Origin of the sequence: Streptomyces sp. NPDC047108 (assembly GCF_040643575.1) — a bacterium.
Taxonomy (GTDB): Bacteria; Actinomycetota; Actinomycetes; order Streptomycetales; family Streptomycetaceae; genus Streptomyces.
This window is the reverse complement of sequence record NZ_JBEYUP010000004.1, coordinates 333,353-350,524: the sequence shown is the minus strand read 5'-3', so window position 1 is coordinate 350,524 and position 17,172 is coordinate 333,353. Positions and strand designations below refer to the sequence as shown.

At 71.8% G+C, this 17,172-nt stretch carries 17 protein-coding genes; 1 reads left to right on the top strand and 16 read right to left on the bottom strand.

Annotated elements, in window-relative coordinates:
- Both ABZ822_RS12810 and pyrR read right to left on the bottom strand, forming a co-directional pair.
- A complete protein-coding gene (locus ABZ822_RS12810) occupies positions 1-1,014 on the bottom strand; it encodes an aspartate carbamoyltransferase catalytic subunit (RefSeq protein WP_360851301.1) in 1,014 nt (337 codons plus the stop codon).
- 86 nt (positions 1,015-1,100) lie between these two features.
- On the bottom strand, positions 1,101-1,724 hold the full coding sequence (gene pyrR / locus ABZ822_RS12805; RefSeq protein ID WP_360851298.1) for a bifunctional pyr operon transcriptional regulator/uracil phosphoribosyltransferase PyrR: 624 nt from the start codon (positions 1,722-1,724) through the stop codon (positions 1,101-1,103).
- Between the two features lie 216 nt (positions 1,725-1,940).
- Here pyrR and bldD point away from each other — a divergent pair, with 216 nt between their 5' ends.
- Positions 1,941-2,441, top strand: coding sequence for a transcriptional regulator BldD (bldD, locus tag ABZ822_RS12800; RefSeq protein ID WP_004948690.1), 501 nt, complete (start codon positions 1,941-1,943; stop codon positions 2,439-2,441).
- A 222-nt stretch (positions 2,442-2,663) separates the two neighbouring features.
- Here bldD and nusB read toward each other — a convergent pair whose 3' ends face one another.
- The 14 genes from nusB to ABZ822_RS12730 form a co-directional block, all read right to left on the bottom strand.
- Complete coding sequence (gene nusB, locus ABZ822_RS12795) at positions 2,664-3,092, bottom strand: transcription antitermination factor NusB (protein WP_360851295.1); 429 nt, start codon at positions 3,090-3,092, stop codon at positions 2,664-2,666.
- 2 nt (positions 3,093-3,094) lie between these two features.
- A complete protein-coding gene (gene efp / locus ABZ822_RS12790) occupies positions 3,095-3,661 on the bottom strand; it encodes an elongation factor P (protein ID WP_360851292.1) in 567 nt (188 codons plus the stop codon).
- Between the two features lie 56 nt (positions 3,662-3,717).
- On the bottom strand, positions 3,718-4,824 hold the full coding sequence (locus tag ABZ822_RS12785; protein WP_360851290.1) for an aminopeptidase P family protein: 1,107 nt from the start codon (positions 4,822-4,824) through the stop codon (positions 3,718-3,720).
- 193 nt (positions 4,825-5,017) lie between these two features.
- Entirely contained in the window at positions 5,018-5,938 is a 921-nt protein-coding gene (locus ABZ822_RS12780; protein ID WP_360851287.1) for an AAA family ATPase, read from the bottom strand.
- A gap of 478 nt (positions 5,939-6,416) precedes the next feature.
- On the bottom strand, positions 6,417-6,857 hold the full coding sequence (gene aroQ / locus ABZ822_RS12775; protein ID WP_360851284.1) for a type II 3-dehydroquinate dehydratase: 441 nt from the start codon (positions 6,855-6,857) through the stop codon (positions 6,417-6,419).
- Positions 6,854-7,951 (bottom strand): 3-dehydroquinate synthase, encoded by a 1,098-nt coding sequence (gene aroB, locus ABZ822_RS12770; protein ID WP_360851281.1) that lies wholly within the window; start codon positions 7,949-7,951, stop codon positions 6,854-6,856. The genes aroQ and aroB overlap by 4 nt, the downstream gene beginning before the upstream one ends.
- 22 nt (positions 7,952-7,973) lie before the next feature.
- Positions 7,974-8,525, bottom strand: coding sequence for a shikimate kinase (locus ABZ822_RS12765; protein WP_360851481.1), 552 nt, complete (start codon positions 8,523-8,525; stop codon positions 7,974-7,976).
- A 74-nt stretch (positions 8,526-8,599) separates the two neighbouring features.
- On the bottom strand, positions 8,600-9,784 hold the full coding sequence (aroC, locus tag ABZ822_RS12760) for a chorismate synthase (protein WP_360851278.1): 1,185 nt from the start codon (positions 9,782-9,784) through the stop codon (positions 8,600-8,602).
- Positions 9,785-10,127: 343 nt separating this feature from the next.
- Positions 10,128-10,982, bottom strand: coding sequence for a shikimate dehydrogenase (locus ABZ822_RS12755; RefSeq protein ID WP_360851276.1), 855 nt, complete (start codon positions 10,980-10,982; stop codon positions 10,128-10,130).
- Positions 10,983-11,147: 165 nt separating this feature from the next.
- A complete protein-coding gene (mltG, locus tag ABZ822_RS12750) occupies positions 11,148-12,983 on the bottom strand; it encodes an endolytic transglycosylase MltG (protein WP_360851273.1) in 1,836 nt (611 codons plus the stop codon).
- 131 nt (positions 12,984-13,114) lie between these two features.
- On the bottom strand, positions 13,115-13,579 hold the full coding sequence (gene ruvX, locus ABZ822_RS12745; protein ID WP_360851478.1) for a Holliday junction resolvase RuvX: 465 nt from the start codon (positions 13,577-13,579) through the stop codon (positions 13,115-13,117).
- A 19-nt stretch (positions 13,580-13,598) separates the two neighbouring features.
- Positions 13,599-16,265, bottom strand: coding sequence for an alanine--tRNA ligase (gene alaS / locus ABZ822_RS12740; protein ID WP_360851269.1), 2,667 nt, complete (start codon positions 16,263-16,265; stop codon positions 13,599-13,601).
- Complete coding sequence (locus tag ABZ822_RS12735; protein WP_360851266.1) at positions 16,265-16,579, bottom strand: DUF6167 family protein; 315 nt, start codon at positions 16,577-16,579, stop codon at positions 16,265-16,267. Before ABZ822_RS12735 ends, alaS begins: the two co-directional genes overlap by 1 nt.
- Before the next feature lie 7 nt (positions 16,580-16,586).
- A complete protein-coding gene (locus tag ABZ822_RS12730; protein WP_360851264.1) occupies positions 16,587-17,027 on the bottom strand; it encodes a DUF948 domain-containing protein in 441 nt (146 codons plus the stop codon).
- Between the last annotated feature and the right edge of the window lie 145 nt (positions 17,028-17,172).

The following is a 17,172-nucleotide window of genomic DNA, read 5'->3' as shown; positions in this document are numbered from 1 at the left end:
TCACTTGCTCTCCTCGGTGCGGGGGGTCGACGGTGCGGGCTCGGCACCGCCGAGCAGCAGGTAGAGAACGGCCATCCGGATGCTGACGCCGTTGGCGACCTGCTCGACGGCGGTGCAGCGCGGCGAGTCGGCGACCTCGGCGGTGATCTCCATGCCGCGGTTCATGGGGCCGGGGTGCAGGACGATCGCGTGCTCGGGCGTACGGCTCATCCGCTCGCCGTCGAGCCCGTACCGGCGGGCGTACTCGCGCTCGGTGGGGAAGAAGGCGGCGTTCATGCGCTCGCGCTGGACGCGCAGCATCATCACGGCGTCGGACTTCGGCAGGACGGCGTCCAGGTCGTAGCCGACCTCGCAGGGCCAGTTCTCGACGCCGATCGGCAGCAGGGTGGGCGGCGCGATCAGGGTGACCTCGGCGCCGAGGGTGTGCAGCAGGTGGACGTTGGAGCGGGCGACGCGGCTGTGCAGGACGTCGCCGACGATGGTGATGCGGCGGCCTGAGAGGTCGCGCCCGGTTCCGTCGCCGGGCCCCTGGTGGCGGGTGGGGCCGCCGTCCGGTGCGCCCGCGAGGTGGCGGCGCATGGTGAACGCGTCCAGCAGCGCCTGCGTGGGGTGCTCGTGCGTACCGTCGCCGGCGTTGACGACCGAGCCGTTGATCCAGCCGGAGGTGGCCAGGCGGTGCGGGGCGCCGGAGGCGTGGTGGCGGATGACGACCGCGTCGGCGCCCATCGCCTCCAGGGTCAGCGCCGTGTCCTTCAGCGACTCGCCCTTGGAGACCGAGGAGCCCTTGGCGGAGAAGTTGATCACGTCCGCCGACAGGCGCTTGGCCGCCGCCTCGAACGAGATACGGGTCCGGGTCGAGTCCTCGAAGAAGAGGTTGACGACGGTCCGGCCGCGGAGGGTCGGCAGCTTCTTGATCGGCCGGTCCGCGACCCGGGCCATCTCCTCGGCGGTGTCGAGGATGAGGACGGCGTCGTCGCGGGTGAGGTCGGCGGCCGAGATGAGGTGACGCTTCATCTGGTGGCTCCGTGGTGGGAGTTGAGGTGTGCGGGCGGGCGCGCGTGACCGCGGCACCCGGGGTCACCGGGTCCGTGGGCAGGTTGCTACTGCTCGACTGCGGAGGCGGGCTCGCTCCCCCGGACCTCGTCCGAGGGGACCCCCGCCTGGCTTCGCTCGCCGAGAAGCACGCTGTCGCGCCCGTCCTCCTCGGTGAGCTGGACCTTCACCGTCTCCCGCAACGACGTCGGGAGGTTCTTGCCGACGTAGTCGGCGCGGATGGGCAGTTCGCGGTGGCCGCGGTCCACGAGGACCGCGAGCTGTACGGCGCGGGGCCGGCCGATGTCGCCCAGGGCGTCGAGCGCGGCGCGGATCGTGCGGCCGGAGAAGAGCACGTCGTCGACCAGGACGACCAGGCGGCCGTCGACGCCGTCACCGGGGATCTCCGTGCGCGCGAGGGCGCGGGCGGGGCGCAGGCGCAGGTCGTCGCGGTACATGGTGATGTCGAGCGAGCCGACGGGCGCGGGGCGCCCGGTGATCTCCTCGAGCTTGGCGGCCAGCCGGCGGGCGAGGAAGACGCCGCGGGTGGGGATGCCGAGAAGCACCACGTCGTCGGCGCCCTTGGCGCGTTCGACGATCTCGTGGGCGATGCGGGTGAGGACCCGGCCGATGTCGGGTGCCTCGAGCACGGGGCGCGCGGAGAGCGGGCCTTCCGGGCCTGTTGTGTCCATACGAAACGGACCTCCTTCTCCGCCTCACGGGACGGACCTTAAAGGACGTCGGGATGTGCAGGGCCCACGGTACCAGGAGGCTGCCGGAGCCCCCTCAGCACCCCCTCAGCCCCTCTGACCTCCCATGACAACAGGTGTGGACCCGTTCCGCTTGACGAGGTGGGATTACGCTGCGTAACCTCACAGTGAGTTACCATCCTTCGTCCGGGGAGCTATATGTCCAGCGAATACGCCAAACAGCTCGGGGCCAAGCTTCGCGCCATCCGTACACAGCAGGGGCTCTCCCTCCACGGCGTCGAAGAGAAGTCGCAGGGGCGCTGGAAGGCCGTCGTCGTCGGCTCGTACGAGCGTGGCGACCGTGCCGTGACCGTGCAGCGTCTCGCAGAGCTCGCGGACTTCTACGGCGTCCCGGTTCAGGAGCTGCTGCCGGGGACCACCCCCGGCGGTGCCGCCGAACCGCCGCCGAAGCTGGTACTGGACCTGGAGCGCCTGGCGCATGTGCCGGCCGAGAAGGCGGGTCCGCTGCAGCGCTATGCCGCGACGATCCAGAGCCAGCGCGGTGACTACAACGGGAAGGTCCTGTCGATCCGTCAGGACGACCTCCGCACGCTCGCGGTGATCTACGACCAGTCGCCCTCGGTCCTGACCGAGCAGCTCATCAGCTGGGGCGTGCTGGACGCGGACGCACGCCGGGCCGTGCAGCACGAGGACGCCTGACCTTCGTTCTCGGCCTGATCCGGAGCCGGTGAAGCGCCGGTCCGGAGCAGAAACGTCACGTCCTTCGCCGACCGCCCTCGGCACCGCCGAGGGCGCCGGGACGAACGAACCGGGCCCGGAACGGAAAGCCGATGCTTTCCGTTCCGGGCCCGGTGCCGTACGGGTGCGGGTCGCTCGCACTGCTCCCCGGCGGGCTCGCGAGGAGCGAGCCCGCGCGCGGGATCAGTCTCGGCGCAGAGTGGGCTTGAGGTCCTTGAGGCGCCCCAGCAGCCCGTTCACGAAGGCCGGCGACTCGTCCGTGGAGAACTCCTTGGCGAGCTGCACCGCCTCGTCGATCACCACTGCGTCCGGGACGTCGTCCTCCCAGATCAGCTCGTAGGCGCCGAGCCGCAGGATGTTGCGGTCCACCACCGGCATCCGGTCGATCGTCCAGCCGACCGCGTAGGTGGCGATCAGCTCGTCGATACGCTCCGCACGCCCCTCGTACCCCTCGACGAGCTGCATCGTGTATTCGCCTACCGGCGGCTGCCGGTCGTCGGTCCGGGCGAGGCGCAGCCAGTCCGCGAGCACCGTCTTCACAGCGACATCGCGCTGATCGGACTCGAAGAGGATCTGAAATGCGCGCTTCCGGGCCTTGTTGCGGGCAGCCACGATTACTTGTTCACCCGGCCGAGGTACTCGCCGGAGCGGGTGTCGACCTTGATCTTCTCTCCGGTGGTGATGAAGAGCGGGACCCCGATCTCGTAGCCGGTCTCCAGACGGGCCGGCTTGGAGCCACCGGTGGAGCGGTCGCCCTGGACGCCGGGCTCGGTGTACTCGATCACCAGCTCGACGGCGGCGGGAAGCTCGACGTAGAGCGGGCTGCCCTCGTACATCGCGACGACGGCCTCGAAGCCCTCGAGCAGGAAGTTGGCGGCGTCACCCACGGTCTCCGGCTGGATGTGCAGCTGGTCGTAGGTGTCCATGTCCATGAACACGAAGTCGCTGCCGTCCTTGTACGAGAACTGCATGCCGCGCTTGTCGACGTTGGCCGTCTCGACCTTCACGCCGGCGTTGAAGGTCTTGTCGACCACCTTGCCGGAAAGCACGTTCTTCAGCTTGGTACGGACAAAGGCAGGGCCCTTGCCGGGCTTGACGTGCTGAAACTCGACGACGGACCAGAGCTGGCCCCCGTCGAGCTTGAGCACCATGCCGTTCTTCAGGTCGTTCGTGCTGGCCACGGTTGCGTAATTCTCCTGGACTGGCTGGCGGTAGACCTCGGATGCGCGCCCGCATGCTAGAGCGCGAGCAGTTCCTTGGTCGTAATGGTGAGTAGCTCAGGTCCGCCGTCCGCCTCGGGACGGACGACGAGCGTGTCGGTGATCCTGACACCGCCCCGGCCCGGAAGGTGAACCCCGGGTTCGACGGTGACCGGCACACAAGCGTCCAGTTTACCCATGGCGGTCGGGGAGAGCTGAGGCTCCTCATCGATTTCCAGTCCGACACCGTGCCCCGTCGACGGCGCGAGGCCGTCCCCATGGCCGGCCGAGTCCAGGATGTGACGGGCCGCGCGGTCCACCTCGCAGTACGCGGTGCCCGGTGCGAGCGCCTCGCGCCCGGCCCGCTGCGCCGCGAAGACCAGCTCGTAGAGATCGATCTGCCAGCCCGCGGGCGAGGTGCCGATGACGAACGTACGGCCCAGTTCGCAGCGGTAGCCGCGGTAGTTCGCACCCAGCCGGACGCTGAGGAAATCGCCCTCCTCGACGCGGCGGTCCGTGGGCAGATGACCGTCGGCACCGGCGTTCGGCCCCGTCGCGACCGATGTGGGGAAGGCCGGGCCGTCCGCGCCGTGGTCGACGAGGCGGCGCTCCAGCTCCAGCGCGAGATGCCGCTCCGTACGGCCGACGAGGATCGACTCCAGCAGCTCGCCCAGGGCCTGGTCGGAGATCTCGGCGGCGATCCGCAGGCAGGCGATCTCCTCGTCGTCCTTGATCAGCCGCTGCTGCTCGACGGCGCGGCCGAGGTCGGCGAGCCGGACCTGCGGGGCGGCCTCGCCCAGCGCCCGGTGCCGGGAGACGGTGAGGTGGTGCTCCTCGACGGCCAGGGAGTCGGCTCCGGCGTCCGCCGCGAGTCCCGCGGCGGCGACGGCCGCGTCCGCGGTGGGCTCGGAGAGGGCCAGGACCCGCAGGTCCTCGGCGAGACGGCCCTCGGCCGGGTCACCGGTCGGGGGGCCGAGACTGAGCAGCACGTCCTCGGCGGGACCGAGGAGCAGGGCCGCGCCCTGCGGCGCCGCACCTGCCAGATAACGGACGTTCGCCGGTCGCGACACCAGTACGGCGGCCCGTCCGGCCGCCGCACACATGTCACGCAGGCGCGTACGCCTGGCCGCGTGCACCTCTGCCATGCCTCCGAGCCTACGAGCGGCGGCGGGACCCGGCCCGGTGAGCACCGCCGTACGGGCGGCGGGGCCGTGAACACACGGGCGGAAGGGAGGAGGCGGCACGCGGCGGCAGCGGGTACGCGAGTGGCAGCCGGGTGCGCGGGGGCGGACGGTGCTTGTCGGGGCACGGCCTGCGGAGCTCCGCCCGCCGCTACGGCTACCAGCTCGGCGGGCTCGCGATGCTGCGCGCCAGGACGTCGTCGAGGATGCGGGCGGTGGTGGGGACGTCGAGCTGGGAGTTGTCGATGATCGGCAGCCCGGAGCCGTACCACCCGGCCATCTTGCCGTGGATCAGGGCCACTTCCTCGTCCGACAGCCTGCGGTTGCCCGAGCGCTCGGCGTTGCGCTCCAGGACGATCTCCAGGCCCGGCAGCAGCACCACCGGCAGCAGCCCCGGTCCCACATGGCGCTTCCAGCCGCCCAGTCCGACGACGGGACGGTCCGGGAAGACGGCGTCGTCGAGGATGCAGGAGATCCCGTTGGCGAGGAAGTTGCGGGCGGAGAAGCCGCAGGTGCGGCGGGCGAGCCGGTACTGCGCCTCCGAGTGGTCGTTCCACCCCGACTGCGGATCGGCGAAACCGGACCGCACCCACTCGCGTACGTCGTCCAGGCTGATGTGCGCCGTCGGCACCCGGCGGGTGTCCGCCCAGTGGCGGGCCACGGTCGTCTTGCCGGCGCCGGCGGGCCCGATGAGGAGCACCGCGATGGTCGCCTGCGTGGGGTCGGGTGCCGCCGTGCCCGGGGGCGGGCCCGGCATCGGTACGAGGCCGCCCGGGGGCAGACGGATGTGGCCGGTGTCGGTCGGCGGCGCGGACGGGTGCCGCGGCGGCGGCCCGGACCAGCCGGGCCCATGACCGGCTCCGGGCGGCGGGCCGTGGGCCGGACCGGGCGGCGGCCCTGCGGGTGCCGGTACCGGCGGCGGGCCCGCGGGGACCGGGGCGCCCGGGTGCGGACCCCGGCCGGGATGCGGCGGCGGAGCACCCTGCGCATGCGGCGGCGGTACGGGATTCCAGCCCGGCCCGGGCCGTCCCCCGGGCCCGTGGGGCGGTGGCAGCGGAGCTCCCACTGCGTGCTGCATCCGCTGCCTCTCCGTCTCAAGGTCGAACTGCATGGGGCCGAACCCCATCCGGTCGAACGGCGTGTGGCCGAACGGCCGTCGCGGCCGGTGGCCCGAACGCTATCCCCCGCCACCGCCGGGAGGTACCCCCACCCCCGGCCGCAGCGAGGTGCCACGCCCCGGCACCGGCTGCTCGCGGCGAGGGGACGAGCGCTCCCCACCCCGGCTACCCCGAGGGCGCGGGCCCATCCCGGTCGCGCCGGGAGGGGGCGCCAGACCCCGAGCCGCCCGCAGGGGCCCAACTCCCCCGCTCCACAGCCGAATGCCGCCGGCGCGTGGACGAGCCTGGGGCGAGCGGTGGAAGCGGAGTGCCGGACCCCGGCCACTCCCGTGGGGAACGGCCGGGAGCGTGCAGAAGTGCCCGGCAGCGGTGCGGAGTTGACCTCAGCCCGTCACCCCGGCTGAATCCACCGCTCCCGGATCAGCCCGTCAGCGCGGCTCAGCGCTGCAACTCGTCCGCCAGCGCACGCAGCGCCAGCCGGTACGAGCCGATGCCGAAACCCGCGATCGTGCCCGTCGCCACGGCGGCGACGACCGAGGTGTGCCGGAACTCCTCGCGCGCGTGCGGGTTCGAGATGTGCACCTCGATGAGCGGCGCGGTGAGCTGGGCCGCCGCGTCCCGCATCGCGTACGAGTAGTGCGTGAACGCGCCCGGGTTGAGCACCACCGGCACGGACCCGTCGGCCGCCTCGTGCAGCCAGCGGATCATCTCGCCCTCGTCGTTGGTCTCGCGGACCTCGACCTCGAGGCCCAGCTCCTCGCCGAGCCGCGTGCACTCCTCGACCAGGCCCTTGTACGAGGTGGAGCCGTAGACGTCGGGCTCGCGCGAGCCGAGCCGCCCGAGGTTCGGGCCGTTCAGCACATGGACCCGGCGTGTCACTTCGAGACCTCCGCGTAGGCGGCGGCGAGCACGGCGGGGTCGGGGCCCTCCAGGACGGTCGGCTTGGCCAGGCCGTCGAGGACGATGAAGCGCAAGCGATCGCCGCGGGACTTCTTGTCGACCTTCATGGTCTCCAGCAGCTTGGGCCACTGGTCGCCACGGTAGGCCAGGGGCAGTCCGACGGACTCCAGGACGGCCCGGTGCCGGTCGGCGGTCGCGTCGTCGAGACGGCCGGCGAGGCGGCCGAGCTCGGCGGCGAAGACCATGCCGATCGAAACGGCCGCGCCGTGGCGCCAGTTGTAGCGCTCGTTCTTCTCGATGGCGTGCCCGAGGGTGTGGCCGTAGTTGAGGATCTCGCGGAGACCGGACTCCTTGAGGTCCGCGGAGACCACCTCGGCCTTGACCCGGATCGACCGCTCGATGAGCGCGGCGGTGTGCCGGCCCTCCGGCGTACGGGCGGCGGCCGGGTCCTCCTCGATCAGTTCGAGGATCACCGGGTCGGCGATGAAGCCCGCCTTGATGATCTCGGCGAGACCGCTGATGTAGTCGTTGGGGGGCAGCGAGGTGAGGCCTGCGAGGTCGCACAGCACACCGGCCGGCGGGTGGAAGGCGCCGACGAGGTTCTTGCCCTCGGCGGTGTTGATGCCGGTCTTGCCGCCGACGGCCGCGTCGACCATGCCGAGCACCGTGGTCGGGACCGCGACCCAGCGCACACCGCGCAGCCAGGTCGCGGCGACGAAGCCCGCCACGTCGGTGGTGGCTCCGCCGCCGACGCCCACGATGACGTCGGAACGGGTGAAGCCGGTCTGGCCGAGCGCCTTCCAGCAGTACGCGGCGACCTCGGCGGTCTTGGACTCCTCCGCGTTCGGGAGCTGGATCGCGATGGCCTCGTAGCCCTGTCCGGCCAGGTCCTCGCGCACGGCCTCGCCGGTGGCGGCCAGCGCCTCCGGGTGCAGGACGGCGACGCGCTGGGCGGAACGGCCGATCAGGCCGGGCAGTTCGCCCAGGAGTTGATGGCCGACCAGGACCTCGTACGGGTCCGTGCCCGCGCTGCCGCCGACCTGGATACGGGTGGGGCTGCCGGTCTCGCTCATGCGTTCCTCACTGCGTGGTGCCTCACGATGTCCTCCCCGCGCGGGGGCCGCCGTCGCCGTCCGGGGTGCTGGGACGGTCGGCGGAGGCCGTCCCGGCGGCCTGCAGGTCCAATGCGTCGACGATGGCGTCGGAGACGTCCTCGGGGGTGCGTTCGTCGGTCTCCACGACGACGCGGGCCACCTCGGTGTAAAGCGGGCGTCGTTCCTCCATCAGCTCGCGCCAGCGCTGCCGCGGGTTGACGGCGAGCAGCGGGCGTGGGGCGTTGAGGCCGACGCGCTTCATCGCGTCGGTCACACCCACGTCCAGGAAGACGACCGGCAGTCCGGCGAGCAGCTTGCGCGTACCGGAGTCCATGACCGCGCCGCCGCCGAGCGCCAGGACACCGGAGTGCTCGACGACAGCCGCGTGCACGGCCTGACGTTCCAGCTCGCGGAAGTGCGCCTCGCCCTCGTCGATGAAGATCTCGGGGATGGGGCGGCCCGCCATGCGCTCGATGTCCGTGTCGGTGTCGCGGTACTCGGTGCCGAGCCGCTCGGCGAGCAGCGCACCCACGGTCGACTTGCCGACGCCCATCGGCCCGACGAGAACGACGACCGGACCGCTCGCGTTCCCCCGGTCGCCGGGTGCCGGGCGCTCCGCGCCGCCGCTCACCGGATCGCCAGGTGGTCGAGGTAGCCCTGCACATTGCGCCGGGTCTCGGCGACGCTGTCGCCGCCGAACTTCTCCGCGACCGCGTCGGCCAGTACCAGCGCCACCATCGCCTCGGCGACGATTCCCGCGGCCGGAACGGCGCAGACGTCGGAGCGCTGGTGGTGCGCCTGGGTGGCCTCGCCGGTGGCGACGTCGACGGTGGCCAGCGCGCGGGGCACGGTCGCGATGGGCTTCATCGCGGCCCGTACGCGCAGGCGCTCACCGGTGCTCAGCCCGCCCTCCGTACCGCCCGAGCGGCCGGTGCTCCGGCGCAGGCCCTCGTCGGTCGAGACGATCTCGTCATGGGCCTTGGATCCGGGCACCCGCGCCAGGTCGAAGCCGTCACCGACCTCGACGCCCTTGATCGCCTGGATGCCCATCAGCGCCGCGGCGAGGCGGGCGTCGAGCCGCCGGTCCCAGTGGACGTGGGAGCCGAGGCCGACGGGCACGCCGTAGGCCAGCACCTCGACGACGCCGCCGAGGGTGTCGCCGTCCCTGTGGGCCTGGTCGATCTCGGCGACCATGGCCTTGCTCGCGTCCTGGTCGAGGCAGCGCACGGGGTCGGCGTCGAGCCGCTCGACGTCGGACGGCTTCGGGTACACGCCGTACGGAGCCTTGGCCGCGGCCAGCTCCACCACATGGGAGACGATCTCGATCCCGGTCGTCTCCTTCAGGTACGAACGGGCCACGGTGCCCAGGGCGACCCGGGCGGCCGTCTCACGGGCGGAAGCGCGCTCCAGCACCGGACGGGCCTCGTCGAAGCCGTACTTCTGCATCCCCGCGAGGTCGGCGTGGCCGGGGCGGGGGCGGGTGAGGGGCGCGTTACGGGCCAGCTCGGCGAGTTCGGCCGGGTCGACCGGATCGGCCGCCATGACCTTCTCCCACTTGGGCCACTCGGTGTTGCCCACCATGATCGCGACCGGGCTGCCGAGGCTCAGACCGTGACGCACGCCGCCGATGAAGGTGACCTCGTCACGCTCGAACTTCATCCGCGCGCCGCGGCCGTATCCCAGACGCCGCCGGGCGAGCGCGTCCGCCACCATGTCGGTGGTGATCGGGACGCCCGCCGGGAGACCCTCCAGCGTCGCGACGAGTGCGGGGCCGTGCGACTCCCCCGCGGTCAGCCAGCGCAACCTGCTCAACGATGCTCCTCATGCTCGCGCCTCGGTCGTGCGGCGCGGCCTCGGGGCGATCCCCCGGCCACCGCTGGGGGGTACCCCCACTCCGCGGTCGCTGAGGGAGCGCGGCCCTGGGCCCGCCACCTCCGATCCTCCCACGTCCGGGCGGTCCGTCCGGACGCCGGTCCACAGAGCGGACGCCCTCCGCCGAACCATGACGGACGGGACGGCGCACGGATCGTCCCGGACGCCCGGCCGCCCGGCCGCCCGCGGTTCGACACAGCAGGGCTTCCCGGCTCGGCGCCCAGGCGTCGTCCAGCCCTTCGGGGCTCTCACGCCTCCGTACACCGGGGGCTCTGCCGGACGCTCACCCCTCCGCCGTACGCTCCCGCAGCGCCCGCTCCCCGGCCGCGCGCATCGCGGCGAGCGGCGCGGGCGCATGCCCCGTCATCCGCTCGACCTGGAGTACGGCCTGGTGGACGAGCAGGTCGAGGCCCCCCACGACCGCCCCGCCACGGTCCGACCAGGCCGCGGCCAGCCGGGTCGGCCAGGGTTCGTAGAGCACGTCGAACAGCGTCCCGGGCAGGTCAGGAACGGACGCGGCGAGGGCGTCGGTCGTGCCCGCCGGAGTGGTGGCGACGACGAGCGGCGCGGAGAACGCGAGGGCGGCATCGGCCCAGTCGGCGACCGCCACGTCGACGGCCAGCCGCTCCCCCCACTGCCGCATCTCGGCTGCCCGCGCCTCGCTGCGTACGAAGGCCGTGACCTGGCCGGTGCAGATCCGGGAGAGGGCGGCGAGCGCGGAGGAGGCGGTGGCTCCGGCACCGAGCACGGCGGCCCGGTCGACCTTCTCGACGCCGCGCTCGCGGAGTGCGGCGAGCATGCCGGGGATGTCGGTGTTGTCGCCCGTACGGCGCCCATCGTCCGTGAACACCACGGTGTTGACCGCCTCCACGGAGGCCGCCGTATCACTGATCCCGTCGAGCAGCGGGATGACCGCGCGCTTGAGCGGCATGGTCAGGGACAGCCCGGCCCAGTCGCCCTCGGGGAGGTCGCCGAGGAAGCCGGCGAGGGTGTCCTCGTCGATCTCGAAGCGGTCGTAGCTCCAGCCGTCCAGCCCCAGCGCCTCGTACGCGGCACGGTGCAGGACCGGTGAGAGGGAATGGGCGATCGGCGAACCGAGAACCGCCGCTCTGCGCGAGGGCGGGGTCTGACCAGGCATGTGCACCTCGGATAGGAACGGGCACCGGGCACTCGGGCGGGGCCGCGCGACGGCACGGCACACCCGTCAGCCGTATCTCACGGCGGCGAGCCGTGATCGCACCGACCGTGCCCGGCGGAGTTCGGGAAACGGACGGCCCTCGTCACGGAACTCCGTGACGGGACCTCAGGAATTCCGCTGCTCCCGCTGGTACTTGTTGAAGTCGTCGACGTTCTTCTGGTGCTCCGCGTCGCTCCTGGTGAAGCGGGTGTCACCGGGCTTGACCGTGACGAAGTACAGCCAGTCGCCCTGGGTGGGCTGGAGGGCGGCCTCCAGCGCCTGGTGGCCCGGGTTGTCGATCGGGCCGGGCGTCAGGCCCCGGTGGCGGTAGGTGTTGTAGAGCGAATTCAGATTGGTGTCCTCGATGGAGGTGTCGAGCGTCGACCGGCCCTTGGCGTAGTTGATGGTCGAGTCGAAGCCCAGCGTCATGTTCTGCTCGAGCCGGTTGTAGATGACGCGGGAGACCTTGCCGAACTCGTGGTCCTCCTGGGCCTCGGCCTGGACGAGGCTGGCCAGCGTGATGACGTCGAGCGGCGACTTGAGCCCCAGCTTCCTGGCCTCGCCCTCCACGTCCAGCTTCTTGTACTCGCCCTTCGCGCGGTCGACCATCTGGCGCAGGACGTCCTCGGGTTTGGTTCCCTTGGCCGCGCTGTACCGCGACGGGTAGAGAAACCCTTCCAGCGGATCCTTGATCGCGGGGTTGTCGTCGGCCCACGACGGCAGGCCGAGACTGTCCGCCTTCTTCTTGGCGACGGAGTTGGTCGTGCCCTCCGGGAGGTCGAGCTTCTTGTCGATGGCGCGGTAGACGGAGGTGGCCCGCAGGCCCTCGGCGATGATGAGCGCGTTGAGGTTCGCCGGGTCCGTCATCATCTCGACGGCCGAATTCGCCGACATGCCCTTGCGCAGGACGTAGACCCCGGGCTGGATGGCGTCGCCCTTGGGGTTGTCGTTCTGCGCCTCCACGAAGGCGTCGACGCTCTTCACCACACCGGCGCTCTTGAGGATGTTGCCCATCTGGTTGCCGGTGGCGCCGTCCGGGATCTCCACCTGGACCTCACCGCTGCCGCTCCCGGAGAAGTCCGGCGGCGGGCCGAAGTGGGTCTGCCAGAAGTCGTACGCGAAGTATCCGGCGCCGCCGACCGCGCCGAGCATCACGGCACCGGAGAGCAACAGGGCCATGCCGCTGCGCCGTTTGGGCCCGCGGTCGCCCTTCCGGTCCCGGTCGCGGTCGCCACGGCGACCGCCTCCCGCGCCGGCGGGCTCGTCGCCGTCATCGTCCTCGCGCCCGTGGTCACCCGCGAAGAAGGGGTGCTCGTCGCGCTCGGGGACGGCCTGCCACTCCGCGGTCTCGTCCTGCGCGGGCCGGCCGCGCCGCGGGGGCTCGGTGTACTGCAGCTGATCGCCGTACGGCTGCGCGGCCTGCTGCTGCTGGTGATGCGGGTGAGGGTGGGCGTGCGGCTGGTTCCGGCTGCCGGGCGGCTGCGGCGGCGGGTAGGCGTCCTGGGTGCCGTACGGATCGGGGCGCTGACCGCCGTACGGGTCATGGTGCTGCGGCGGCTGCTGTCCGTACGGGTCCTCGGGGGTGCCGTAGGCCATCGGCCGTGCGGCAGGGGCGGGGTCCCAGCCGTAGCCCTGCTGCCGGCCGGCGCCGTGCTGGTCGTAACCCTGCTGACCGTAACCCTGCCGGGCGTAGCCCTGCTGGTCATAGCCCTGATGACCGTAGCCCTGCTGGTCGTACCCTTGCTGCTCGTAGCCCTGCCGGGCGTAGTCCTGCTGGTCGTAACCCTGCTGGGCATAGCCGTGCGGGGAGGGCTGCTGTCTGCCGGGGTACTGCTGCTGTGCAGCGTCGTACGGAGTCGTCCGACCGTCCCACTGCGGCTGCCCGTGCCAGCCCTGGTCCCCGTACAACGGGTCCTCGGGATGCCACGGTTCGGAGCCCTGACCCCGGCCATACTCAGTCATCGATCCCCTAGAGGCGCGAGACGGCTTCCGGTGCGCGTCGTCCGTGCGCAGGCGTCCGGTCCGCCTCTGTCCGTACGGCGGCATCCGTGTGTCGAACGATGCCGGTCGCGCGGAACGTTACCGTATCGCGATCAGATGACCACTTGGACGCACTCCCCGGGAGCTTTACCCGACGAGCGCTCCGTTTCGAGGGCGTTCTGCAGGATCACCACGGCCGCCGCCTGGTCGACGACGCCGCGGCCCTTCTTCGAACTGACCCCGGAAGCACGCAGTCCCTGGGCCGCCGTGACGGTGCTCATCCGCTCGTCCACCAGGCGTACGGGCACGGGGGCCACTCCCTGGGCGAGGCCCTGCGCGAAGGTGCGCACCTTCTTCGCGGCCGGGCCCTCCCCGCCGCTGAGCGAGCGAGGCAGGCCGACGACGACCTCGATCGGCTCGTACTCCGCGACGATGGCGGCGAGCCGGCGCTGCGCGGCCGGAATGTCACGACCGGGGACGGTTTCCACCGGGGTGGCGAGGACTCCGTCGGGGTCGCACGAGGCGACCCCGATCCGGGCATCCCCGACATCCACGGCGATACGCCGACCGCGGCGCATGGGCTGAGCCTCCGTCACGTCACGCCTTCTCGGAGACGAGCCGCTCCACGGCGGCCACGGCGTCCTCGATGGCGGCCGGGTTCTGGCCGCCGCCCTGGGCGACGTCGTCCTTGCCGCCACCGCCGCCGCCGAGGGTCTTGGCGGCCGTACGGACCAGCTCACCGGCCTTGATGCCGCGGTCGCGGGCGCCCTCGCTGGTGGCGACCACGGTCAGCGGACGGCCACCCGCGACGGTGAACAGGGCGACGACGGCCGGGCGGCCCTGGAGACGGCCGCGCACATCGAGGACGAGCTTGCGCAGATCGTCGGCGGAGGTGCCGTCGGGCACCTGCCCGGTGGCCAGCGCCACACCCCGTACGTCCTTGGCGCCCTCGGCGAGACCGGCGGCGGCCTGGAGGACCTTCTCGGCGCGGAACTTCTCGATCTCCTTCTCCGCCTCGCGGAGCCGGCTCAGCATGCCGGCGACACGCTCGGGGAGTTCCTCGGAGCGGCCCTTGACCAGCTCGGTGAGCTGGGCGACGACCGTGGCCTCGCGGGCCAGGAAGTTGTAGGCGTCCACGCCCACCAGGGCCTCGACGCGGCGCACACCGGAGCCGATCGAGGACTCGCCGAGCAGCTTCACCAGGCCGAGCTGGGAGGTGTTGTGCACATGCGTGCCGCCGCACAGCTCCTTGGAGAAGTCGCCGATGGTCACGACGCGGACCCGCTCGCCGTACTTCTCGCCGAACTCGGCGATGGCGCCCTGCTTCTTGGCCTCGCTCATGCTCATCACCTCGGCGGTGACGTCGAGTTCACGGGCCAGCACCTCGTTGATCCGCTGCTCGACATCGGTGAGCACGGCGGTCGGCACGGCGCTCGGCGAGCCGAAGTCGAAGCGGAAGCGGCCCGGGGCGTTCTCGGAACCCGCCTGTGCGGCGGTGGGGCCGAGGGCGTCGCGCAGCGCCTGGTGGGTGAGGTGGGTGGCACTGTGGGCGCGGGCGATGGCCCGGCGGCGGGTGACGTCGATCTCGGCGAACACCTGGGCGCCGACGGTGACTTCACCGACCTGGACGACACCCTTGTGCACGCTCACGCCCGGCACCGGCTGCTGGACGTCGCGGACCTGCACCACGGCGCCGTTGTCCAGCCTGATGCGGCCGGTGTCGGCCTGCTGGCCACCGCCCTCGGCGTAGAACGGGGTGCGGTCCAGGACGACCTCGACCTCGTCGCCCTCGTGGGCGGCCGGGGAGGGCAGACCGTCGACCAGGAGCCCGACGACGCGGGACTCGCCCGAGGTGTCTCCGTAGCCGATGAACTCGGTGGCGCCCGAGGCGTCGGCGACCTCGCGGTACGCGGACAGGTCGGCATGCCCCTGCTTCTTGGCCTTGGCGTCGGCCTTGGCCCGCTCCCGCTGCTCCTTCATCAGGCGGCGGAAGCCGTCCTCGTCCACCGACAGGCCCTGCTCGGCGGCCATTTCGAGGGTGAGGTCGATCGGGAAGCCCCAGGTGTCGTGGAGCAGGAAGGCCTTGTCGCCGGGGAGGACGCTGCCGCCGGAAGCCTTGGTGTCGGAGACGGCGGTGTCGAGGATGTTGGTGCCCGTCTTCAGGGTCTTGAGGAAGGCGGCCTCCTCACCCAGGGCCACCGTCTCGATGCGCTTGCGGTCCTCGGCCAGCTCCGGGTACTGCGGGCTCATGGCCTTGACGACGGTGTCGAGCAGCTCGCCGACGACGGGCTTGTCGGCACCCAGCAGGCGCATGTTGCGGATGGCGCGGCGCATGATGCGGCGCAGGACGTAGCCTCGGCCCTCGTTGCCCGGGGTGACGCCGTCGCCGATGAGCATGACCGAGGTGCGCAGGTGGTCGGAGACGACGCGCAGCGAGACGTCGGACTCGGGAGCGGCACCGTAGGCGACTCCGGTGAGTTCGGTGGCCTTGTCGATGACCATGCGCGAGGTGTCGATCTCGTACATGTTCCGGACGCCCTGGAGGATCATCGCCAGGCGCTCGAGGCCGAGACCGGTGTCGATGTTCTTGCTCGGCAGCTCCCCGAGGATCGGGAAGTCCTCCTTGCCGGAGCCCTCGCCGCGCTCGTACTGCATGAAGACCAGGTTCCAGATCTCCACGTAGCGCTCGTCGTTGACGGCCGGGCCGCCCTCGACGCCGAACTCCGGGCCGCGGTCGTAGTTGATCTCGGAGCACGGTCCGCAGGGGCCGGGGACGCCCATGGACCAGTAGTTCTCCTTCATGCCCAGCCGCTGGATGCGTGTCGAGGGCACGCCGATCACGTCGCGCCAGATCGCCTCGGCCTCGTCGTCGTCCTTGTAGACGGTGATCCAGAGCTTCTCCGGCTCCAGGCCGTAGCCGCCGCCCTCCACGGAGGAGGTCAGCAGCTCCCAGGCCAGCTTGATGGCGCCTTCCTTGAAGTAGTCGCCGAAGGAGAAGTTGCCGCACATCTGGAAGAACGTGCCGTGCCGGGTGGTCTTGCCGACCTCTTCGATGTCGGGCGTCCGCACGCACTTCTGCACGCTGGTGGCCCGGTCGAACGGCGGCTTGACCTCACCCAGGAAGTACGGCTTGAACGGGACCATGCCCGCCGGGACCAGCAACAGCGTCGGGTCGTCCGCGATCAGCGACGCCGACGGCACGACGGTGTGCCCCCGCTCCTCGAAGAAGCGCAGCCAGCGGCGACGGATTTCAGCCGACTCCATCAGTGGTCCTCATTCCGGTTGTACGGGTGACTCGTGCCCAGCGCCTCGGGTCGGCGCGGCGCGGGCAGCTCCCGGTCGTGGTGGTCCTGGGACTGCAACCCCAGGGCGTCGTTCAATTCTTCCTCGCGCTGCGCCATCCCGGCCTTGACGTCGAGGGCGAACTCCTTGAGCCGGTGGCCGGCCTCGACGGCCTTGTCCGCGGCCTGCGCGGCGAGGCTCTCCGGTGTGAGCTGCCGGAGCTTGCGGTTGACCTTGGTGGTGGCCCATACCCCGGCGGCCACGCCGGTGGAGAACCAGAACGTGCGGCGGAACATCGGTTGCTCAGGCCTTTCCGCCGCGGGAGCCGCGGCCGCCTCGCCGGGCACGCGGCACGGTGCGTCCTACGATCACGGTACGGCGGCGTTCACGCGGCTGCGCGTCCTTGCGCCCCAGCGCCCGGCGCACCCCGTAGCCGAACGCCGCGACCTTGACCAACGGCCCGCCGAACGTGGTGGCGACGGTCGAGGACAGCGCCGACGCGTTGGAGGTGACTTCCTGGACGTCGGTCGCGATCGCGTCGACCCGCTCGAGCTGGGACTGCGCCGTACGCACCGTCGCCGACGCCTCACCGAGCAGCGGCACCGCCTGCTCGGAGACGTCCGCGACGAGCCGGGTGGTCGCTCTGAGGACCTGCGCGAGCCTCACCAGCACCACGGCGAGGAACGACACCAGGATGGCCCAGAAGACGGCCACGAGGATCCCGGCCACCTCTCCACCGGACACGATGCACCGCTCCCTGTAGACGTATCGGTCGCCGCCGGTCACGGGCGGTCTCTCCGGGAACGGCGGGCAGATGTCGACCCTATCGCGTCGGGAGCACCGCCCCGTACCGGAATTCGGGTCGCCACGGCAACGGCCGCTGCACAGG

What these genes read in the sequence shown, in the direction of transcription:
- ABZ822_RS12810 (WP_360851301.1), bottom strand. Translation starts at nt 1,014, where the DNA reads ATGAAGCGTCACCTCATCTCGGCCGCCGACCTCACCCGCGACGACGCC.
- ruvX (WP_360851478.1), bottom strand. Translation starts at nt 13,579, where the DNA reads ATGCGCCGCGGTCGGCGTATCGCCGTGGATGTCGGGGATGCCCGGATC.
- pyrR (WP_360851298.1), bottom strand. Translation starts at nt 1,724, where the DNA reads ATGGACACAACAGGCCCGGAAGGCCCGCTCTCCGCGCGCCCCGTGCTC.
- bldD (WP_004948690.1), top strand. Translation starts at nt 1,941, where the DNA reads ATGTCCAGCGAATACGCCAAACAGCTCGGGGCCAAGCTTCGCGCCATC.
- ABZ822_RS12755 (WP_360851276.1), bottom strand. Translation starts at nt 10,982, where the DNA reads ATGCCTGGTCAGACCCCGCCCTCGCGCAGAGCGGCGGTTCTCGGTTCG.
- mltG (WP_360851273.1), bottom strand. Translation starts at nt 12,983, where the DNA reads ATGACTGAGTATGGCCGGGGTCAGGGCTCCGAACCGTGGCATCCCGAG.
- aroB (WP_360851281.1), bottom strand. Translation starts at nt 7,951, where the DNA reads ATGAGCGAGACCGGCAGCCCCACCCGTATCCAGGTCGGCGGCAGCGCG.
- ABZ822_RS12785 (WP_360851290.1), bottom strand. Translation starts at nt 4,824, where the DNA reads ATGGCAGAGGTGCACGCGGCCAGGCGTACGCGCCTGCGTGACATGTGT.
- ABZ822_RS12735 (WP_360851266.1), bottom strand. Translation starts at nt 16,579, where the DNA reads ATGTTCCGCCGCACGTTCTGGTTCTCCACCGGCGTGGCCGCCGGGGTA.
- ABZ822_RS12780 (WP_360851287.1), bottom strand. Translation starts at nt 5,938, where the DNA reads ATGCAGCACGCAGTGGGAGCTCCGCTGCCACCGCCCCACGGGCCCGGG.
- alaS (WP_360851269.1), bottom strand. Translation starts at nt 16,265, where the DNA reads ATGGAGTCGGCTGAAATCCGTCGCCGCTGGCTGCGCTTCTTCGAGGAG.
- ABZ822_RS12765 (WP_360851481.1), bottom strand. Translation starts at nt 8,525, where the DNA reads ATGGGCGTCGGCAAGTCGACCGTGGGTGCGCTGCTCGCCGAGCGGCTC.